This is a genomic window from Salmonella sp. SSDFZ54, assembly GCF_004010735.1.
In the GTDB taxonomy this organism is placed as follows: Bacteria; Pseudomonadota; Gammaproteobacteria; order Enterobacterales; family Enterobacteriaceae; genus Salmonella; species Salmonella enterica.
In genome coordinates this window covers 3,664,993-3,682,160 of record NZ_CP034819.1, presented here as the reverse complement: position 1 = coordinate 3,682,160, position 17,168 = coordinate 3,664,993, and the positions used below count along the sequence as shown (strand labels likewise).

Annotated in this window: 17 protein-coding genes; 11 read left to right on the top strand and 6 right to left on the bottom strand. The window is 53.0% G+C overall.

All coding sequences use genetic code 11. The features are described from left to right. Nucleotides 1-11 precede the first annotated feature (11 nt). The 5 genes from hcr to EOS97_RS18115 all read left to right on the top strand — a co-directional run bounded on the left by hcr (nt 12) and on the right by EOS97_RS18115 (nt 6,449). Nucleotides 12-980 carry an NADH oxidoreductase gene (hcr, locus tag EOS97_RS18135; RefSeq protein WP_000178698.1) on the top strand — a complete coding sequence of 323 codons (969 nt, stop codon included), beginning with the start codon at nt 12-14 and terminating at the stop codon, nt 978-980. Between the two features lie 157 nt (nt 981-1,137). Beyond that, a complete protein-coding gene (gene poxB / locus EOS97_RS18130; protein ID WP_000815324.1) occupies nt 1,138-2,856 on the top strand; it encodes a ubiquinone-dependent pyruvate dehydrogenase in 1,719 nt (572 codons plus the stop codon). Nucleotides 2,857-2,894: 38 nt separating this feature from the next. After that, a complete protein-coding gene (gene ltaE, locus EOS97_RS18125; protein ID WP_000566342.1) occupies nt 2,895-3,896 on the top strand; it encodes a low-specificity L-threonine aldolase in 1,002 nt (333 codons plus the stop codon). A 10-nt stretch (nt 3,897-3,906) separates the two neighbouring features. Beyond that, nucleotides 3,907-5,340: an SDR family oxidoreductase gene (locus EOS97_RS18120; RefSeq protein ID WP_000079013.1), complete on the top strand. Its 1,434-nt coding sequence runs from the start codon at nt 3,907-3,909 to the stop codon at nt 5,338-5,340. Nucleotides 5,341-5,435: 95 nt separating this feature from the next. Further along, nucleotides 5,436-6,449, top strand: coding sequence for an NAD(P)-dependent oxidoreductase (locus tag EOS97_RS18115; RefSeq protein WP_000866903.1), 1,014 nt, complete (start codon nt 5,436-5,438; stop codon nt 6,447-6,449). Here the strand turns inward: EOS97_RS18115 and EOS97_RS18110 are convergent. Together EOS97_RS18110 and EOS97_RS18105 are read right to left on the bottom strand one after the other, a co-directional pair. Then, nucleotides 6,446-7,276 carry an N-acetylmuramoyl-L-alanine amidase gene (locus tag EOS97_RS18110; RefSeq protein WP_001202286.1) on the bottom strand — a complete coding sequence of 277 codons (831 nt, stop codon included), beginning with the start codon at nt 7,274-7,276 and terminating at the stop codon, nt 6,446-6,448. The genes EOS97_RS18115 and EOS97_RS18110 overlap by 4 nt on opposite strands. Next, complete coding sequence (locus EOS97_RS18105) at nt 7,273-7,596, bottom strand: heavy metal-binding domain-containing protein (RefSeq protein ID WP_001160725.1); 324 nt, start codon at nt 7,594-7,596, stop codon at nt 7,273-7,275. The genes EOS97_RS18110 and EOS97_RS18105 overlap by 4 nt, the downstream gene beginning before the upstream one ends. A 127-nt stretch (nt 7,597-7,723) precedes the next feature. Here EOS97_RS18105 and EOS97_RS18100 point away from each other — a divergent pair, with 127 nt between their 5' ends. The 6 genes from EOS97_RS18100 to artJ all read left to right on the top strand — a co-directional run bounded on the left by EOS97_RS18100 (nt 7,724) and on the right by artJ (nt 12,304). Beyond that, nucleotides 7,724-8,239: a lipoprotein gene (locus EOS97_RS18100; RefSeq protein ID WP_001270726.1), complete on the top strand. Its 516-nt coding sequence runs from the start codon at nt 7,724-7,726 to the stop codon at nt 8,237-8,239. Between the two features lie 228 nt (nt 8,240-8,467). Then, nucleotides 8,468-9,196 (top strand): arginine ABC transporter ATP-binding protein ArtP, encoded by a 729-nt coding sequence (gene artP, locus EOS97_RS18095; RefSeq protein ID WP_000027186.1) that lies wholly within the window; start codon nt 8,468-8,470, stop codon nt 9,194-9,196. Between the two features lie 17 nt (nt 9,197-9,213). Continuing rightward, the gene (artI, locus tag EOS97_RS18090) at nt 9,214-9,945 is read left to right on the top strand and encodes an arginine ABC transporter substrate-binding protein ArtI (protein ID WP_000756586.1); all 732 of its coding nucleotides are present in this window, start codon (nt 9,214-9,216) and stop codon (nt 9,943-9,945) included. 6 nt (nt 9,946-9,951) lie between these two features. Then, complete coding sequence (artQ, locus tag EOS97_RS18085; RefSeq protein ID WP_001001677.1) at nt 9,952-10,668, top strand: arginine ABC transporter permease ArtQ; 717 nt, start codon at nt 9,952-9,954, stop codon at nt 10,666-10,668. Beyond that, on the top strand, nt 10,668-11,336 hold the full coding sequence (artM, locus tag EOS97_RS18080) for an arginine ABC transporter permease ArtM (protein WP_000895396.1): 669 nt from the start codon (nt 10,668-10,670) through the stop codon (nt 11,334-11,336). The genes artQ and artM overlap by 1 nt, the downstream gene beginning before the upstream one ends. A 236-nt stretch (nt 11,337-11,572) precedes the next feature. Further along, nucleotides 11,573-12,304 carry an arginine ABC transporter substrate-binding protein ArtJ gene (gene artJ / locus EOS97_RS18075; protein WP_000737538.1) on the top strand — a complete coding sequence of 244 codons (732 nt, stop codon included), beginning with the start codon at nt 11,573-11,575 and terminating at the stop codon, nt 12,302-12,304. 218 nt (nt 12,305-12,522) lie between these two features. Here the strand turns inward: artJ and EOS97_RS18070 are convergent, their stop codons facing one another. From EOS97_RS18070 to rlmC, 4 genes are all read right to left on the bottom strand, one after another. After that, a complete protein-coding gene (locus EOS97_RS18070) occupies nt 12,523-14,010 on the bottom strand; it encodes a sulfatase (protein WP_000644019.1) in 1,488 nt (495 codons plus the stop codon). Between the two features lie 9 nt (nt 14,011-14,019). Next, nucleotides 14,020-14,340 carry a PTS sugar transporter subunit IIB gene (locus tag EOS97_RS18065; protein ID WP_000655399.1) on the bottom strand — a complete coding sequence of 107 codons (321 nt, stop codon included), beginning with the start codon at nt 14,338-14,340 and terminating at the stop codon, nt 14,020-14,022. 29 nt (nt 14,341-14,369) lie between these two features. Next, nucleotides 14,370-15,713, bottom strand: a complete 1,344-nt coding sequence (locus EOS97_RS18060; RefSeq protein ID WP_000399323.1) for a PTS sugar transporter subunit IIC — start codon at nt 15,711-15,713, stop codon at nt 14,370-14,372. Nucleotides 15,714-15,995: 282 nt separating this feature from the next. Next, nucleotides 15,996-17,126, bottom strand: a complete 1,131-nt coding sequence (gene rlmC / locus EOS97_RS18055; RefSeq protein WP_001149776.1) for a 23S rRNA (uracil(747)-C(5))-methyltransferase RlmC — start codon at nt 17,124-17,126, stop codon at nt 15,996-15,998. Between the last annotated feature and the right edge of the window lie 42 nt (nt 17,127-17,168).

Sequence of the window (17,168 nt, the reverse complement as noted above, 5' to 3'; positions counted from 1 at the left end):
GGAGGTCAATGATGACGATGCCAACCTCACAGTGTCCCTGGCGAATGCAGGTGCATCACATCCGTCAGGAGACGCCGGATGTATGGACAATTGCGCTATTATGCCATGACTACTACCCTTATCGCGCCGGGCAGTATGCGCTGGTGAGCGTGCGTAATTCAGCGGAAACGCTGCGCGCCTACACCCTTTCGTCTACGCCGGGCGTCAGTGAATATATCACGCTGACCGTTCGTCGGATTGAAGATGGCACGGGTTCACAGTGGTTGACCCATGACATCAAGCGCGGCGATTACATCTGGCTGTCTGATGCAATGGGCGATTTTACCTGTGACGATAAAACAGAAGATAAGTTTCTGCTGCTCGCCGCCGGTTGTGGCGTAACGCCAATCATGTCGATGCGTCGCTGGCTGGCGAAATACCGCCCGCAGGCCGATGTGCAGGTCATCTTTAACGTCCGTTCGCCGGATGATGTGATTTTTGCCGACGAGTGGCGACAGTATCCGGTCACGCTAGTGGCGGAAAATCATGCCACGGAAGGTTTTGTCGCGGGCCGTCTGACCACGGAATTGTTACAGCGCGTACCGGATTTGGCATCGCGCACCATCATGACCTGCGGCCCGGCGCCCTATATGGATTTCGTCGAACAGGGAGTGAAAGCGCTTGGCGTAACGCGCTTCTTTAAAGAGAAGTTCTTCACGCCGGTGGCGGAAACGGCAACCAGCGGCCTGAAATTCACCAAACTACAGCCAGCGCAGGAATTTTATGCCCCGATCGGTACAACGCTGTTGGAGGCGCTGGAGAGTAATAAAGTACCGGTTGCCGCTGCCTGTCGGGCAGGTGTTTGCGGCTGCTGTAAAACCAAAGTCGTTTCCGGCGACTATACGGTGAGCAGCACCATGACGCTGAGCGAGGCGGAGATTGCCGAAGGTTACGTACTGGCCTGCTCCTGCCATCCGCAGGGCGATCTTGTTCTCGCATAATCGGTAAACGTTCCATCGTAGGCCCGGTAAGCGTTAGCGCCACCGGGCGATTTACCACTCGCTTCATCCTTTCGCCCCTCTCTCCGCCAAAGAAAAACGTCATCGTCATCTTCAACTAAACTTGTAACCGTTATCACATTTAAGGAGATGGAGAACCATGAAACAAACCGTTGCTGCTTTCATCGCCAAAACGCTGGAACAGGCTGGCGTAAAACGAATCTGGGGCGTCACTGGCGACTCCCTGAACGGCCTGAGCGATAGTCTTAATCGTATGGGAACCATTGAATGGATGCCAACCCGCCACGAAGAGGTCGCCGCTTTCGCCGCTGGCGCACAAGCGCAGCTTACCGGCGAGCTGGCAGTGTGCGCCGGTTCATGTGGACCGGGCAACCTGCACCTGATCAATGGCCTGTTTGATTGCCACCGTAACCACGTCCCTGTTCTGGCGATCGCCGCCCATATTCCGTCCAGTGAAATCGGTAGCGGTTATTTCCAGGAGACCCACCCGCAGGAGTTGTTCCGTGAATGCAGCCACTATTGCGAGTTGGTTTCCAGCCCGGAGCAGATCCCGCAGGTACTCGCCATCGCCATGCGCAAAGCGGTGCTAAACCGCGGCGTCTCCGTGGTCGTACTTCCTGGTGACGTAGCGCTGAAACCTGCGCCTGAAAACGCCGTCACTCATTGGTACCATGCCCCGCACCCCGTCGTCACGCCGGCGGAGGAAGAGCTGAAAAAACTGGCGCAACTGCTGCGCTACTCCAGCAATATCGCATTGATGTGCGGTAGCGGCTGCGCGGGCGCGCATGAGGAGTTGGTCGCGTTGGCGGCAAAACTAAAAGCGCCAATCGTTCATGCCCTGCGCGGCAAAGAGCACGTTGAGTACGATAACCCTTATGATGTGGGAATGACCGGCCTGATTGGCTTCTCTTCTGGCTTCCACACCATGATGAACGCCGATACGCTGATCCTGCTCGGCACCCAGTTCCCCTACCGCGCCTTTTATCCGAGCGATGCCAAAATCATTCAGATTGACATCAACCCGGGCAGTATTGGCGCGCACAGCAAAGTCGACATGGCGCTGGTGGGCGATATTAAAGCCACGCTTCGCGCCCTGCTGCCGCTGGTGGAAGAAAAAAGCAATCGTAAATTCCTCGATAAAGCTCTGGAGCACTATCGGGACGCCCGTAAAGGGCTTGATGACTTAGCCAAACTCAGCGATAAAGCCATCCACCCACAATATCTGGCGCAACAAATTAGCCATTTCGCCGCTGACGACGCTATTTTTACCTGCGATGTCGGCACGCCGACCGTCTGGGCGGCCCGCTATCTAAAAATGAACGGCAAGCGCCGCCTGCTGGGCTCGTTTAACCACGGGTCAATGGCCAACGCCATGCCGCAGGCGCTCGGCGCTCAGGCCACCGCGCCGGGTCGGCAGGTTATCGCGATGTGCGGTGATGGCGGCTTCAGTATGCTGATGGGCGATTTTCTCTCGGTGGTACAGATGAAGCTGCCGATAAAAATCGTCGTCTTTAATAACAGCGTGCTGGGCTTTGTGGCGATGGAAATGAAAGCCGGCGGCTACCTTACCGACGGTACCGAACTGCACGACACCAATTTCGCGCGTATCGCCGAAGCCTGCGGCATTACCGGTATTCGCGTGGAAAAAGCCGCAGACGTGGACGGAGCGCTACAGCGCGCGTTTTCCATCGATGGCCCGGTACTGGTTGACGTGGTCGTGGCAAAAGAAGAGCTGGCGATCCCGCCGCAGATCAAACTGGAACAAGCGAAAGGCTTTAGCCTGTACATGCTGCGCGCCATTATTAGCGGCCGCGGCGATGAAGTGATCGAACTGGCGAAAACGAACTGGCTAAGGTAAAACAGTGCACATCACCTTTTAAAATCCAGGGATGTGCCATGATTGATTTACGCAGTGATACCGTTACCCGACCGGGCCGCGCCATGCTCGAGGCGATGATGACCGCCCCGGTCGGGGACGACGTATACGGCGATGACCCTACTGTTAACGCCCTTCAGCGCTACGCCGCCGACCTTTCCGGTAAAGAAGCGGCGCTTTTTTTACCCACCGGCACCCAGGCCAATCTGGTCGCGCTGCTTAGCCATTGTGAACGCGGCGAAGAGTATATCGTCGGTCAGGGCGCGCATAATTATCTCTATGAAGCTGGCGGCGCGGCGGTGCTCGGCAGCATTCAGCCGCAGCCCATCGACGCCGCCGCGGACGGTACGCTGCCGCTGGAGAACGTGGCGGCGAAGATTAAAGCGGATGACATCCACTTCGCGCGCACGCGCTTGCTCAGTCTGGAAAATACGCATAACGGGAAAGTGCTGCCGCGCGCGTATCTGAAAGACGCCTGGACATTTACCCGCGAACGTGGGCTGGCGCTGCACGTTGACGGCGCCAGAATTTTTAACGCGGTGGTTGCCTACGGCTGTGAGTTAAAAGAAATTACGCAGTATTGCGACTCTTTTACCATCTGCCTGTCAAAAGGTCTCGGAACGCCGGTCGGTTCGCTGCTGGTCGGCAACCGCGATTACATTAAACGCGCGACGCGCTGGCGTAAAATGGTCGGCGGCGGAATGCGTCAGGCCGGGATTCTGGCAGCGGCCGGACTGTATGCGCTGAAGCATAACGTGGCGCGTCTGCAAGAGGACCATGATAACGCCGCCTGGCTGGCGCAGCAGCTTCGCGAAGCGGGCGCGGATGTCATGCGCCACGAAACGAATATGCTGTTTGTTCGCGTTGGCGAAGCACAGGCCGCCGCGCTTGGCGACTATTTGCGGGAACGGAATATCCTGATTAACGCCGCGCCGATTGTGCGTCTGGTGACGCATCTGGATGTCTCTCGCGAACAGCTTGCCGATGTCGTCGCCCACTGGCGCGCCTTTTTAGCCCGCTAAGGAGAGCAACGTGGCGCAACGCATTCTGGTTCTCGGCGCCAGCGGCTATATCGGCCAGCACCTGGTCTTTGCGCTAAGTCAGCAAGGGCATCAGGTGCGGGCGGCGGCGCGGCGCGTGGAACGTCTGGAAAAACAGCGCCTCGCCAACGTCAGTTGTCATAAGGTCGATCTGCACTGGCCGGAAAATTTACCCGCGCTGCTTCGCGACATTGATACCGTTTACTATCTGGTACACGGTATGGGCGAAGGCGGCGATTTTATCGCCCATGAGCGTCAGGCGGCGCTCAACGTGCGAGACGCGCTGCGCCAGACGCCGGTTAAACAACTTATTTTCCTCAGTTCATTGCAGGCGCCGACGCATGAGCAATCCGATCACCTGCGCGCCCGCCAGCTTACGGCTGACACGCTGCGCGACGCAGGCGTGCCGGTGACGGAATTACGCGCCGGGATCATCGTCGGCGCAGGCTCCGCCGCCTTCGAAGTCATGCGTGACATGGTTTACAACCTGCCAATACTCACGCCGCCGCGCTGGGTGCGTTCGCGCACCACGCCCATCGCTCTGGAAAATTTACTCTACTACCTGGTCGGCTTGCTGGACCACCCTGCGCACGAGCATCGTATTCTGGAAGCCGCCGGGCCGCAGGTATTAAGCTATCAGCAGCAGTTTGAACGTTTTATGGCCGTCAGCGGTAAACGGCGTCCGCTGATCCCGGTGCCTTTTCCGACCCGCTGGATTTCGGTCTGGTTTTTAAACGTTATTACCTCCGTGCCGCCGACTACCGCAAAAGCCTTAATCCAGGGGTTAAGGCACGATTTGCTGGCCGATGACGCCGCGTTAAAAAAGTTGATCCCCCAAACGCTTATCACCTTTGACGACGCCGTTCGCCGCACGCTGAAAGAAGAAGAAAAACTGGTGAACTCCAGCGACTGGGGCTACGACGCGCTGGCCTTCGCCCGCTGGCGTCCCGAATACGGCTATTTTCCAAAGCAGGCGGGCTTTACCGCGCAGACCCCGGCCAGCCTATCGGCGCTATGGCAGGTCGTAAATCGGCTGGGTGGCAAAGAGGGCTATTTTTTCGGCAATATTTTGTGGCAGACGCGCGCCGCGATGGACCGTCTGGTGGGGCATAAACTGGCGAAAGGCCGCCCGTCGCATACTTTGCTCAAGCCTGGCGATACGGTAGATAGCTGGAAAGTGATCATTGTCGAACCAGAAAAACAGCTCACACTCTTGTTTGGCATGAAAGCGCCGGGCCTGGGGCGGCTTAGCTTCACGCTGCACGATAAAGGCCGCTACCGCGAAATTGACGTGCGCGCCTGGTGGCATCCACACGGAATGCCGGGCCTGATTTACTGGCTACTGATGATCCCGGCGCACCTGTTTATTTTCCGGGGAATGGCAAGGCGTATTGCCCGACTTGCAGAACAAATCACAGAAAAATGAGAAAAAGTTGCTGTATTCTTTCGTGTTTCCCATTGCATACCGACGTAATTCACGGAAGAATGCGCACGACGGTTTATTAAACACAGTGGATTGATATGAAGGTACTGGTTACCGGCGCCACCAGCGGCTTAGGTCGAAACGCGGTTGAATTTTTGCGCAATAAAGGCATCAGCGTCAGAGCGACGGGTCGCAATGAAGCGATGGGCAAGCTGCTTGAAAAAATGGGCGCGGAATTCGTCCATGCGGATTTAACCGAACTGGTCTCCTCGCAGGCCAAAGTGATGCTCGCCGGGATCGACACGTTGTGGCACTGCTCCAGCTTTACCTCGCCCTGGGGAACCCAACAAGCTTTCGATCTGGCGAATGTTCGCGCCACCCGCCGTCTGGGAGAATGGGCGGTAGCCTGGGGTGTGCGCAATTTTATTCATATATCCTCTCCCTCACTCTATTTTGATTACCACCATCACCGTGATATCAAAGAAGATTTTCGTCCGCATCGGTTTGCCAATGAGTTCGCCCGCAGTAAAGCCGCCGGTGAAGAGGTGATTAATCTGCTGGCGCAGGCTAATCCGCAAACACGTTTTACGGTGTTGCGTCCGCAAAGCCTGTTTGGCCCGCACGATAAAGTATTTATCCCACGTCTGGCGCATATGATGCACCATTACGGTAGCGTCTTATTACCGCACGGGGGCAGCGCGCTGGTCGATATGACCTACTATGAAAATGCGATCCACGCCATGTGGCTGGCCAGCCAGCCGGGCTGCGATCATCTGCCTTCTGGCCGCGCTTATAACATCACTAACGGCGAAAACCGCACCTTACGCAGCATCGTACAAAAGTTAATTGATGAACTGTCTATCGACTGCCGCATTCGCTCTGTGCCTTACCCGATGCTGGATATGATCGCCCGCAGTATGGAGCGCTTCGGCAAAAAATCCGCCAAAGAGCCCCCGCTAACGCATTACGGCGTGTCAAAACTGAATTTTGATTTTACGCTCGATACGACTCGCGCGCAGGACGAGTTGGGCTACCAGCCCATCGTCACGCTGGACGAAGGCATTGAGCGCACCGCCGCCTGGCTGCGCGATCACGGAAATTTACCGCGTTAATCCTGGCCGTACTTCTCCAGTAATGCTTCGGCAATCGCCTGCGTTTCGGCATCTGCGATACCGCTCCATTGCGCCGGACGGAAGTGCATCTGGAACGCCATAATCACCCGCTGCTGCTCGCGCGCCGTCATATCGGCTTTGACTTCATAGCCATAGCGCGAGAGTAACGCAAGCACCGTTGCGGTATCGACTGGCGTATACGGCGCGCGTCCAGCCAGATAAAACGCCACACGCTGGGCGTCAGGCCAGGCGCCAATCCCCTGCGCCGCCAGCTCGCGCCACGGGAAGCGCGGGCCGGGATCGTCTTTACGCTGCGGCGCGATATCCGCATGGGCCACCACATTCTGCGGTTTGATGTCATAGCGCGCGATAATGTCCTTCGCTAACGGAATCAATGCCTGAATTTGCGCGGATTCAAACGGCGCGAAAGATTTCACTCCGCCGGACATTCGCCAGCCGCGATTTTCCAGCTCAATGCCAATAGACGTATCATTGAGACGCGTGGCGCCTCGCCAGAAACTGACGCCCGCATGCCAGGCCTGATCCTGTTCCGGCACCAGTTGCCAGATGCGCGGTTTACCGCCATATAATGGCGGGGTTGCGGGAATCAGGTAATGCGAACTGACGTTGCGGCCCGTTAACGTCGCCAGCGAAACGTCAAAGTTTTCCGCCGTATAGTGAATCACCAGGACTTTAATGCGCGGATAGGCCGCCAGCGCCCGATGTCGGGTATCAAGCTGATATCCCTCTTTATCGATAATTCCTTTTTCGCTCGCGCAGCCTGTTAACAGCAACGCGAGACCCACCAGCCACAGTAGCGCTCTCATCGGCGCGTTTTCACCGCCGTTCCGCTGACGCTGACCATCAGCATACTGCCATCCTTACCGACAGTTTCGTAATCAATATCGATGCCTACCACCGCATCGGCGCCCAACGCTTTAGCCTGCTCGCCAAGTTCCTGAAAAGCGATTTCACGCGCTTTACGCAGCTCTTTCTCATACGCGCCGGAACGTCCGCCGACGATATCCCGAATGCCAGCGAAAAAATCGCGGAAAATATTGGCGCCTAAAATGGCTTCGCCCGTCACCACACCGCAATACTCCACGATGCTTTGTCCTTCCAGCGTTGGGGTTGTTGAAAACTGCATAGTGAATCTCCCGGGTTAGCTAAGCACACGATCTCAAACGCATTATCAAGCTGATACGCTATCATTGAAAGGATATAATTGATTATCGTAGATCGGTTTTTGCTCGATCGCCTATAAGGAAATCATCATGCGCTATTCTAAACTCTCTTTGCTCATCCCGTGCGCGCTTCTGCTTAGCGCCTGTACGACCGTCACTCCCGCCTACAAAGATAATGGCCCGCGTATCGGCGCGTGTGTGGAAGGCGGCCCGGACAGCGTGGCTCAACAATTTTACGACTACCGTATTCAACACCACAGCAATGATATCGCCGCGCTTCGCCCCTACTTGAGTGATAACCTGGCGAAATTGTTGACCGACGCCAGCCGCGATACGGAGCACCGCCAGTTGATGAGCGGCGATCTGTTCTCCAGCCGCGCTACGCTGCCGGATAGCGCCAGCGTCGCCAGCGCATCAACCATTCCGAACCGAGATGCGCGCAACATTCCTCTGCGGGTGGCGTTAAAACAGGGCGATCAAAGCTGGCAGGATGAAGTGCTTATGATTCACGAAGGCTCATGCTGGGTGATTGACGACGTTCGCTATCTGGGCGGAGATGTCCATGCCCCTGCCGGTACGCTGCGCCAGTCGATAGAAAACCGTTAACAGACAGTATTCCCCGCTTTTGCACCCATAACCCCGTAAATTGTCTGGCATTCTGCCCGGGATGCCGACAATTCTTCTTACCTACTATTCCTCCTGCTATTTTGTGCTATGTTTAGGGAAGAATGTGGGATATATTTAACTTTTAACGCATAAATATTGCATAACTATTCTGCCAAAGGTACTATCTGCGGCTTCAATAGCTATCAGACTGCCTGTATACGAGTGTCAATGAGTATTCAATTAAACGGCATTAATTGCTTTTACGGCGCGCATCAGGCGCTGTTCGATATCACGCTGGATTGCCCCGAAGGCGAAACGCTGGTGTTGCTTGGCCCAAGCGGGGCGGGTAAAAGTTCGCTGCTGCGTGTACTCAATCTGCTTGAGATGCCGCGCTCCGGCACTCTGACTATCGCCGGGAACCATTTTGACTTTACGAAAACGCCGTCCGATAAGGCGATTCGTGAGCTACGTCAAAATGTCGGAATGGTCTTTCAGCAATATAATCTTTGGCCGCATCTCACCGTTGTGCAGAATCTGATTGAAGCGCCCTGCCGCGTACTGGGTCTGACAAAAGATCAGGCGCTGGCGCGCGCAGAAAAGCTGCTGGAGCGTTTACGTCTGAAGCCATATAGCGATCGTTATCCGTTGCACCTTTCCGGCGGTCAGCAGCAGCGCGTCGCGATTGCCCGCGCGCTGATGATGGAGCCGCAGGTGCTGCTGTTTGATGAACCGACCGCCGCGCTGGACCCGGAAATTACCGCTCAAATCGTCAGCATTATTCATGAGCTGGCGGAAACGAACATTACTCAGGTGATCGTTACGCATGAAGTCGAAGTGGCGCGTAAGACCGCCAGTCGTGTGATTTATATGGAAAATGGTCACATCGTCGAGCACGGTGATGCGGGTTGCTTTGCCCACCCTCAGACCGAAGCGTTCAAAAACTATCTCTCTCACTAAGATTCGGGACAATGACAATGAAAAAAGTTCTGATTGCCGCGCTAATTGCAGGCTTTAGCCTTTCCGCTACAGCAGCCCAGACCATTCGTTTTGCGACCGAAGCGTCCTATCCGCCGTTCGAATCGATGGATGCTAATAACAAGATTGTCGGCTTTGACGTCGACCTGGCCAACGCGCTATGTAAAGAGATCGACGCCTCCTGTACCTTTACCAATCAGGCGTTCGACAGCCTGATCCCCAGCCTGAAATTCCGCCGCTTCGACGCTGTAATGGCGGGAATGGATATCACGCCGGAACGTGAAAAGCAGGTGCTGTTTACCACGCCATATTACGACAATTCCGCGCTGTTCGTGGGTCAGCAGGGCAAATACACCAGCGTCGATCAACTGAAAGGCAAGAAAGTCGGCGTACAGAACGGTACGACGCACCAGAAATTCATCATGGATAAGCATCCGGAAATCACCACCGTACCGTATGACAGCTATCAGAACGCGAAGCTGGATCTACAAAATGGCCGTATCGACGCTGTTTTCGGCGACACGGCGGTCGTGACCGAATGGCTGAAAGCCAATCCTAAGCTGGCGCCGGTCGGCGATAAAGTCACCGATAAAGATTATTTCGGCACCGGCCTGGGTATCGCGGTACGTCAGGGCAACACCGAGCTGCAGCAGAAATTCAATACTGCGCTGGAAAAAGTGAAGAAAGATGGGACTTACGAGACCATCTATAACAAATGGTTCCAGAAGTAATCTTTGATGAACGAATTTTTTCCTTTAGCAAGCGCCGCCGGGATGACCGTCGGCCTTGCCGTCTGCGCGCTGATCATTGGCCTCGCGTTAGCCATGTTCTTTGCCGTCTGGGAGTCCGTAAAATGGCGCCCGATTGCCTGGATAGGCTCCGCGCTGGTCACTATTTTGCGCGGCCTGCCGGAAATTCTGGTGGTGCTGTTTATCTATTTCGGCTCCTCGCAACTCCTGCTTACGCTGTCTGACGGGTTTACCCTCCATCTCGGCTTTACGCAGATCCCGGTGCAAATGGAGATTGAGAACTTTGACGTCAGTCCGTTCCTGTGCGGCGTGATTGCGTTGTCCCTGCTGTATGCGGCCTATGCGTCGCAGACGCTACGCGGCGCGCTGAAAGCCGTTCCGTCGGGTCAGTGGGAGTCGGGTCAGGCACTGGGATTATCAAAGACGGCGATTTTTTTCCGTCTGGTGATGCCGCAGATGTGGCGTCACGCCCTGCCAGGGCTGGGTAATCAGTGGCTGGTGTTGCTAAAAGATACGGCTCTGGTCAGCCTTATCAGCGTTAACGATCTGATGTTGCAGACCAAAAGTATTGCCACACGCACCCAGGAACCGTTTAACTGGTACATTATTGCGGCGGCTATTTACCTGGTCATTACGCTGATCAGTCAGTACATTCTCAAACGCATAGACCTGCGCGCGACACGTTTTGAGCGGAGGCCGGACTAATGCTTGAGTACTTACCTGAACTGCTAAAAGGGCTACACACCAGCCTGACGCTGACCGTGGCTTCTATTGCCGTCGCTTTGGTGCTGGCGTTAGTTTTTACCATTATCCTGACGCTAAAAACGCCGTTCGTGGTGTGGCTGGTGCGCGGCTATATCACGTTGTTTACCGGTACGCCGTTGTTGGTGCAAATTTTCCTGATCTACTACGGACCCGGTCAATTCCCGACACTGCAAGAGTATCCGCTACTCTGGCATCTACTGTCTGAACCGTGGCTGTGCGCACTGATCGCGTTGTCGCTAAACAGCGCCGCTTATACCACGCAGCTATTTTATGGCGCGATTCGCGCGATTCCGGAAGGTCAGTGGCAGTCCTGCGGCGCGCTGGGGATGAGTAAGAAAGATACGCTGGCGATTTTGTTGCCCTATGCGTTTAAACGCGCCCTCTCCTCCTATTCTAATGAGGTGGTACTGGTCTTCAAAAGTACCTCGCTGGCCTATACCATCACCTTGATGGAAGTCATGGGGTACAGTCAGTTGCTCTATGGTCGTACCTACGATGTGGTGGTATTTGGCGCGGCAGGCGTAATTTACCTGGTCGTCAACGGTCTATTGACGCTGATGATGCGTTTGATTGAGCGTAAAGCCCTGGCGTTTGAGCGGCGCAATTAACCAGGCAGGATAAGGCATTCTCGCCGCCGTTCGACAATGGTCAGATGGCGCTGCGCTTATCAGGTCTACGATGCATAATATTGAATAAATCCGACGGACAAGTGGTTAACCTGTCCGTCTTTTTTTATCCATCATAAAATATTTACTCATTTTTATTGCATACAAATTCAATTAATGGCATTGTAAATCTATGCCGCAGACACGGCGCATAATCATAAGATTACGGGAGTGACATCATGAAAAAGTTAGTTCTGGCTGCATTACTCGCCTCTTTCGCCACTGGCAGCATCGCCGCTGAAAAAATCAATTTCGGGGTTTCCGCCACCTATCCCCCGTTTGAATCCCTGGATGCGAGTAATAAAATTGTGGGCTTCGATATCGATCTGGCAACCGCATTATGCAAGCAAATGCAGGCAGAATGTACTTTTACCAATCATGCTTTCGATAGTCTTATCCCGGCGCTGAAATTCAGAAAATATGATGCCGTCATTTCCGGAATGGACATTACCCCGGAGCGCAGTAAACAGGTCGCCTTTAGCAATCCCTATTATGCGAACTCCGCGCTGGTGATTGCCAAAAAAGACACCTATAAAACCTTTACCGATCTAAAAGGTAAGCGTATCGGTATGGAAAATGGCACCACGCATCAAAAATATCTCCAGGATAAACATCCGGAGGTCAAAACCGTGGCCTACGACAGCTACCAGAATGCGATTATCGACCTGAAAAATGGCCGTATTGACGGCGTCTTTGGCGATACCGCAGTGGTCAATGAGTGGCTGAAAACGAATCCGCAACTGGGTCCGGCAACAGAGAAAGTGACCGATCCGCAATACTTCGGTACCGGACTTGGCATCGCGGTGCGCCCGGACAATAAGGCGTTGCTGGAAAAACTGAATAATGCGCTGGCCGCCATTAAAGCGGACGGCACTTATCAGAAAATCAGCGATCAGTGGTTCCCGCAGTAAAACGTATGTGATTAACCCACCGTGTTGCGAAATGGCAGTATAAATACCTTATTCAGCCCACGGGCCGCCATCGGAAACTATCCTGGCCTGATAAACGCAGCGCCATTGAGCATTCTACAGTTTGTCATCAGTCTCAAACGCCTGCATCAACAGGCGATTCGGACTAATACTTGCCGGGTGACGCTGACGCGTACCCGGCTTACAACATTGTTACGTTTTTAGATAACATCCAGACCCAGACGGCGATACTGCTCCGCCGGAGCATCATTTTCTTTCATCAAACGGATAAGTAAGTTGATCATCCTTGCTTCGATGGCCTCATCATGAATAGGATGTTGCTGCTGCGGATCGTCTCTGAGATCAAACAAGAGATGACCAAAGCTATTCACACCTTTATATTTTTCCCTGGCCGGAATACGTAATACCTGAAGCCCTTTAGTAAAGTTAAACGGAGGTGCCAGAGATAATTTTCCCAGTTCATCCACATCATAACGCGCATTCATCTTGATCGGCATTAACGTGTAGTTCGCAATGTCATGCTCACGCCCCGGCTGCGCGGCCCGCATATAAACATAGCGTCCGTCGGTAACATTAACATGTCCGCTAAACACGCCAAACAGCGCGCCTTCCCTGACGGGTTCATCACTGGCAATGACTTTCGCCAGCGGTTGGCCCTGCATATCTGCGGGAATAGGCTGCTGAAAATAATCCAGTAGCGTTGGTGCCCAGTCAATCATCTGCACCAGCGACTGCCGTCGCGCTCCGCATACCGCGCTGCGCGGGTCCCAGATAAACAGCGGGTTATTCGCCACCTCGTTATAATAGGGCATTTGATTTTTAGCCCACCAACCGTGCTCCCCCAGCAAGAAGCCGTGATCGGTACCGACAATCAGCATCGTATCGCGCCAGAGATCGTGTTCATCCATCAGATCAAGGATACGTCCCAGATTGCGGTCGCACATGGAAACCAGGGCCCGATAACGACAGCGAATATGCGCTATCGCCTCCTCACTTTCACTGACTTTGCCGCGCGGCCAGTCATAATGCGGGCCTTGCCACTCATCGTCATAGAGCGATAAATATTCCTCGGTGGTATAAAACGGCTCATGCGGATCAAACGTCTCAACCTGCAATAACCAGTTATCTTCGGCATGATTTTTATGGATAAAATCGCACCCGGCGTCAAAAACTTTCGTCTGGGGAAAATCGGCTTCCTGCTGGATGTATTCGCGGTTCGCCCAGTCATGACGCCATAGCCCGGAAACGCCGCCTCCGGTTTGTTTTTGTGGAACGCGCAGTACTTCCGGAATGGGCGGCTCGCCAACACTTGCCTTCCAGTGATCGCCCTCCTGACCGCGTACTACGTCCCAGGAGCTATAGCGGTTATGGTAGTTACCGCCGCCGTCTTCCCAGTAATGCAGATGATCGCTGATAAGATGGGTGTAGATCCCCGCTTTTTTCAATAATTCCGGCATGGAATCATCAAAGGGTTCCAGCGGCCCCCACTCACGATGCAGAAAGTTATAGCGCCCGGTGTGCAGTTCCCGACGGGCTGGCATACAGGGCATACTGCCGACATAACTATTGTCAAAGGTGGCGGCATGTGCCGCCAGGCGTTGAAAGTTAGGCGCTTTCGTTAGCAAATCACCATAGGGCGGCAAATAGTTTTTATTCAGACTGTCAAACAGCAGAATAATCGCTTTCATGACTCACCCTCATTTGTTGAGCAGGTGCGGAAAATTTTTCTCTACCACATCGTAAATCTGTTTACCTATTGATTCGCCATCCATGATATTTTCAATGGGAATGAGATATTGTCCGTGTTTAGGATCGAGGCTAACAACATCAAGCAATTTTTTCGAAATCGCATAAATATCTGCCCAGTCGGTAAATCCACCGACCTCTCCCGCTGCCGTATGCTCCATATCAAAAGAGAAGTCATATTTTGCTAACGCTTTTTTAACAACAGTCTGTAACATTACGCTACTGCCTACACCATAACCGCATACGAATAAAATATTTACAGAATCTTTCATAATAAAATCCTTTATATAAACCGAATCAATTAAATGGAATAAGGACCAAGATGGAACGTTGAAGCAATAAATTTCAGTAATTCACAAATTGCAGGCCACAGAGTCGCCCAGTCAAATATTCCCGTCCAGCCCACACCTTCTTTTGCCAGCCCGGTTAAAGGAATGGCCCATACCGTACCGAAAGTCTGAATAATCCCTAACAGGAAAGTACAAATAATAACGGAACGATATCCCCCCATTCGGTTGGCTAATACGCCGATGGGACCGCCGGAAAAGAAGAGCGGAACAAAACCAGGCAATACCATAATAGGGCTATGGATGAGCAGCAGAATGCCCATGGAAAAAATCGTGCCGAAGGTACAAAAGACAAATCCCAGCGTGGCCGCGTTCGGCGAAAAAGGTAATAAAGCAGCAACATCCACAGCCGGTATGGCGTTAGGAATAAAGCGATCCTGCCATCCTTTAAACGAACCGTTAATTTCACCTACCATCATCCGCACGCCCTGCAGCAAGATGACCATATACATAGAGAATTGCAGGCCCAGATTGATGATATAGATATACCAGGGTTTGCCTTTCGCCATTAACTGTACGTTATCGATCCCTGTCGCCAATAGAAAACCGCCAACGAAGAGCGTCATCACAATGGCGATTGCCGTCACGTTGTGGTTAAAAATGGCTAACCAACCGGGAAGTTTCAGGTTTTCGGCGTCATGCTTTTCCGGATCGCCGAATTTATGCGCGAATTTCGAGAAAAACCACAGTCCCAGCATCTGGTTATGCGCAATGGTAAAACCGGCGTTATTGGTCACTTTGGCGATGGGTTTAACAATAAGCGTAGTTGAAAACGCCCAAAAGACCCCGGTCAATACCCCGGCAATTACAATGGATTGTACCCAACCGAACCCCAGCCAGAAGACGATTAACCACAGTACTGCCTGTGAATGAGAGACCCCGGTATTACCGGTAAGAAATATACCTTTTGCGCCGGTATAACGGCCAAATAAAACTAATAACAGGTTAGTAAAAAACGCCAGTACAAAAACGTATCCTACATAGCCGAAATTATCGCCCAGCGCTATTTGCGTGGCGGCTTTCATGGCGTATGAATCCATTAAGTATCCATGCACGCCATAAGCCTTGCTGACTGCCTCTGCAACCGGTTTAAAAGTGGCTGAAAATTGAAAGCCGCCAAATAACACCATCATCAAACCGACCATCGCGCTGATCATACCGGTGATAATTTTTATAGGCGTCTTTTTATCCAGCGCATAGCCAACACCGACTAATATCCCAATTAATATTGCCGGTTCAGTTAAAAACGTTTGAATAACATCTATAAATTTGGCAAACATCGTCTGAACGCCCTCCATAAGCGTGCCTATTCGTTGTCATGATTGACCCCTTTACTGACGTTACGTATTGCTTCGCTGATGCTATTGAAAGTTACCCGATAAACCACCTTGTCTAATTTTGCCTTACACGCACTGTAATAATCAAAATTAGTCATTAAAAGATTTAAGGTGATTATTTGTGATTTGATTTGCAAAAATAGGGTAATATATAAATACAACCAATTGAATTAAATAATCAATTGATTGTATTTATTATTTTTATGAAATAGTTAATGGATAACAATAAATATTGTGAATATATTATATTGACCTGCGCAGTAACGCTAAAACCTCATAATGCGCGGTATGCGGGAACATATCGAAAAGCTGAACACGTTGAATACGGTAGTTCGGCAGATGACGAATATCCTGCGCCATCGTCTGCGCGTTACAGCTTGAATAAATAATAAAACGCGGCGCCATTTGTGCAAGGTAATCGCACAACGGCTTGCCAATGCCGCGGCGGGGAGGATTCACCAATACCAGGTCGGGCGTTTCACCTTGTGCGGTGGCGAATTGGGTGGAATCCAACGCCTGGAAATGAAGGCGGGTCAATCCCAGCTCGGCAGCGGATTGCTTCGCGCAGGCAATCGCCTCCGGCGCGATCTCAATACCGGTTAATTGCATCTGCGGCGTCGCGCAGTGCAGGCCGAATCCGCCCACTCCGCAAAAAAGATCCCACATATGGCGTACCGGCAGTTGCCCTACCCAGTCGCGCGCCGTCGCATATAATCGGCTGGCGACCGTAGGGTTGGTCTGAAAGAAACTTTGCGGACGAATCCACAGCGGCACATCGTTAAAACGTTCCGCCAGCGCCTGCTGATCCGTCAGGTAGATTTCCGTCTCCCCTTCCATAATCGCCATATGTACCGGCTGGATATTTGCGGTGATCACTCTGAGCTGCGGCAGTTGCGCGCGCAGCCACGGTAACGCCGCGCGCAGTTGCGTAAGTTTGGTTTCTGAACGCAACACGAAGCGTAGCATCATGCCGCCATCGAACTGACTTTCCGTCAGCAACAGGTATTTCAGTTCGCCGCGTTTTCGCGCCACGTTATAAGGCGTGAGTCCGGCCCGGGCAATAAAAGGTTTTAGCGCGCTGAATACGGGGGCAAAGGAGGCGGGATACAGCGGGCAGCCGCAAAGATCGACCGGCGTACCGTCGCGATGCAGCATCCCGAAGAGCGGTTTTTCTACACTACCGCTCACGACCATTTTCGCTTTGTTGCGGAAATGCTGTTCCGGGCCGCCAATCGGCGCGCACCACTGTTCAACAGGCAGCCCGGCGAGCAAACGATGTAAATCGGCTGTTTTTGCGGAAAGTTGTTCGTTAACCGACTGCGTAATCCATTGACAGGAACGGCAGCGACCCGCGTCATAGAGTGCGCACTGCATACCAAAAAACCTTCATATTATCCGGGGCGACGATTATACACA

Bases quoted from the DNA above. Each gene is read 5' to 3' on its own strand.
- hcr (WP_000178698.1), top strand. From the start codon at position 12: ATGACGATGCCAACCTCACAGTGTCCCTGGCGAATGCAGGTGCATCAC.
- poxB (WP_000815324.1), top strand. From the start codon at position 1,138: ATGAAACAAACCGTTGCTGCTTTCATCGCCAAAACGCTGGAACAGGCT.
- ltaE (WP_000566342.1), top strand. From the start codon at position 2,895: ATGATTGATTTACGCAGTGATACCGTTACCCGACCGGGCCGCGCCATG.
- EOS97_RS18115 (WP_000866903.1), top strand. From the start codon at position 5,436: ATGAAGGTACTGGTTACCGGCGCCACCAGCGGCTTAGGTCGAAACGCG.
- EOS97_RS18110 (WP_001202286.1), bottom strand. From the start codon at position 7,276: ATGAGAGCGCTACTGTGGCTGGTGGGTCTCGCGTTGCTGTTAACAGGC.
- EOS97_RS18105 (WP_001160725.1), bottom strand. From the start codon at position 7,596: ATGCAGTTTTCAACAACCCCAACGCTGGAAGGACAAAGCATCGTGGAG.
- EOS97_RS18100 (WP_001270726.1), top strand. From the start codon at position 7,724: ATGCGCTATTCTAAACTCTCTTTGCTCATCCCGTGCGCGCTTCTGCTT.
- artP (WP_000027186.1), top strand. From the start codon at position 8,468: ATGAGTATTCAATTAAACGGCATTAATTGCTTTTACGGCGCGCATCAG.
- artI (WP_000756586.1), top strand. From the start codon at position 9,214: ATGAAAAAAGTTCTGATTGCCGCGCTAATTGCAGGCTTTAGCCTTTCC.
- artQ (WP_001001677.1), top strand. From the start codon at position 9,952: ATGAACGAATTTTTTCCTTTAGCAAGCGCCGCCGGGATGACCGTCGGC.
- artM (WP_000895396.1), top strand. From the start codon at position 10,668: ATGCTTGAGTACTTACCTGAACTGCTAAAAGGGCTACACACCAGCCTG.
- artJ (WP_000737538.1), top strand. From the start codon at position 11,573: ATGAAAAAGTTAGTTCTGGCTGCATTACTCGCCTCTTTCGCCACTGGC.
- EOS97_RS18070 (WP_000644019.1), bottom strand. From the start codon at position 14,010: ATGAAAGCGATTATTCTGCTGTTTGACAGTCTGAATAAAAACTATTTG.
- EOS97_RS18065 (WP_000655399.1), bottom strand. From the start codon at position 14,340: ATGAAAGATTCTGTAAATATTTTATTCGTATGCGGTTATGGTGTAGGC.
- EOS97_RS18060 (WP_000399323.1), bottom strand. From the start codon at position 15,713: ATGGAGGGCGTTCAGACGATGTTTGCCAAATTTATAGATGTTATTCAA.
- rlmC (WP_001149776.1), bottom strand. From the start codon at position 17,126: ATGCAGTGCGCACTCTATGACGCGGGTCGCTGCCGTTCCTGTCAATGG.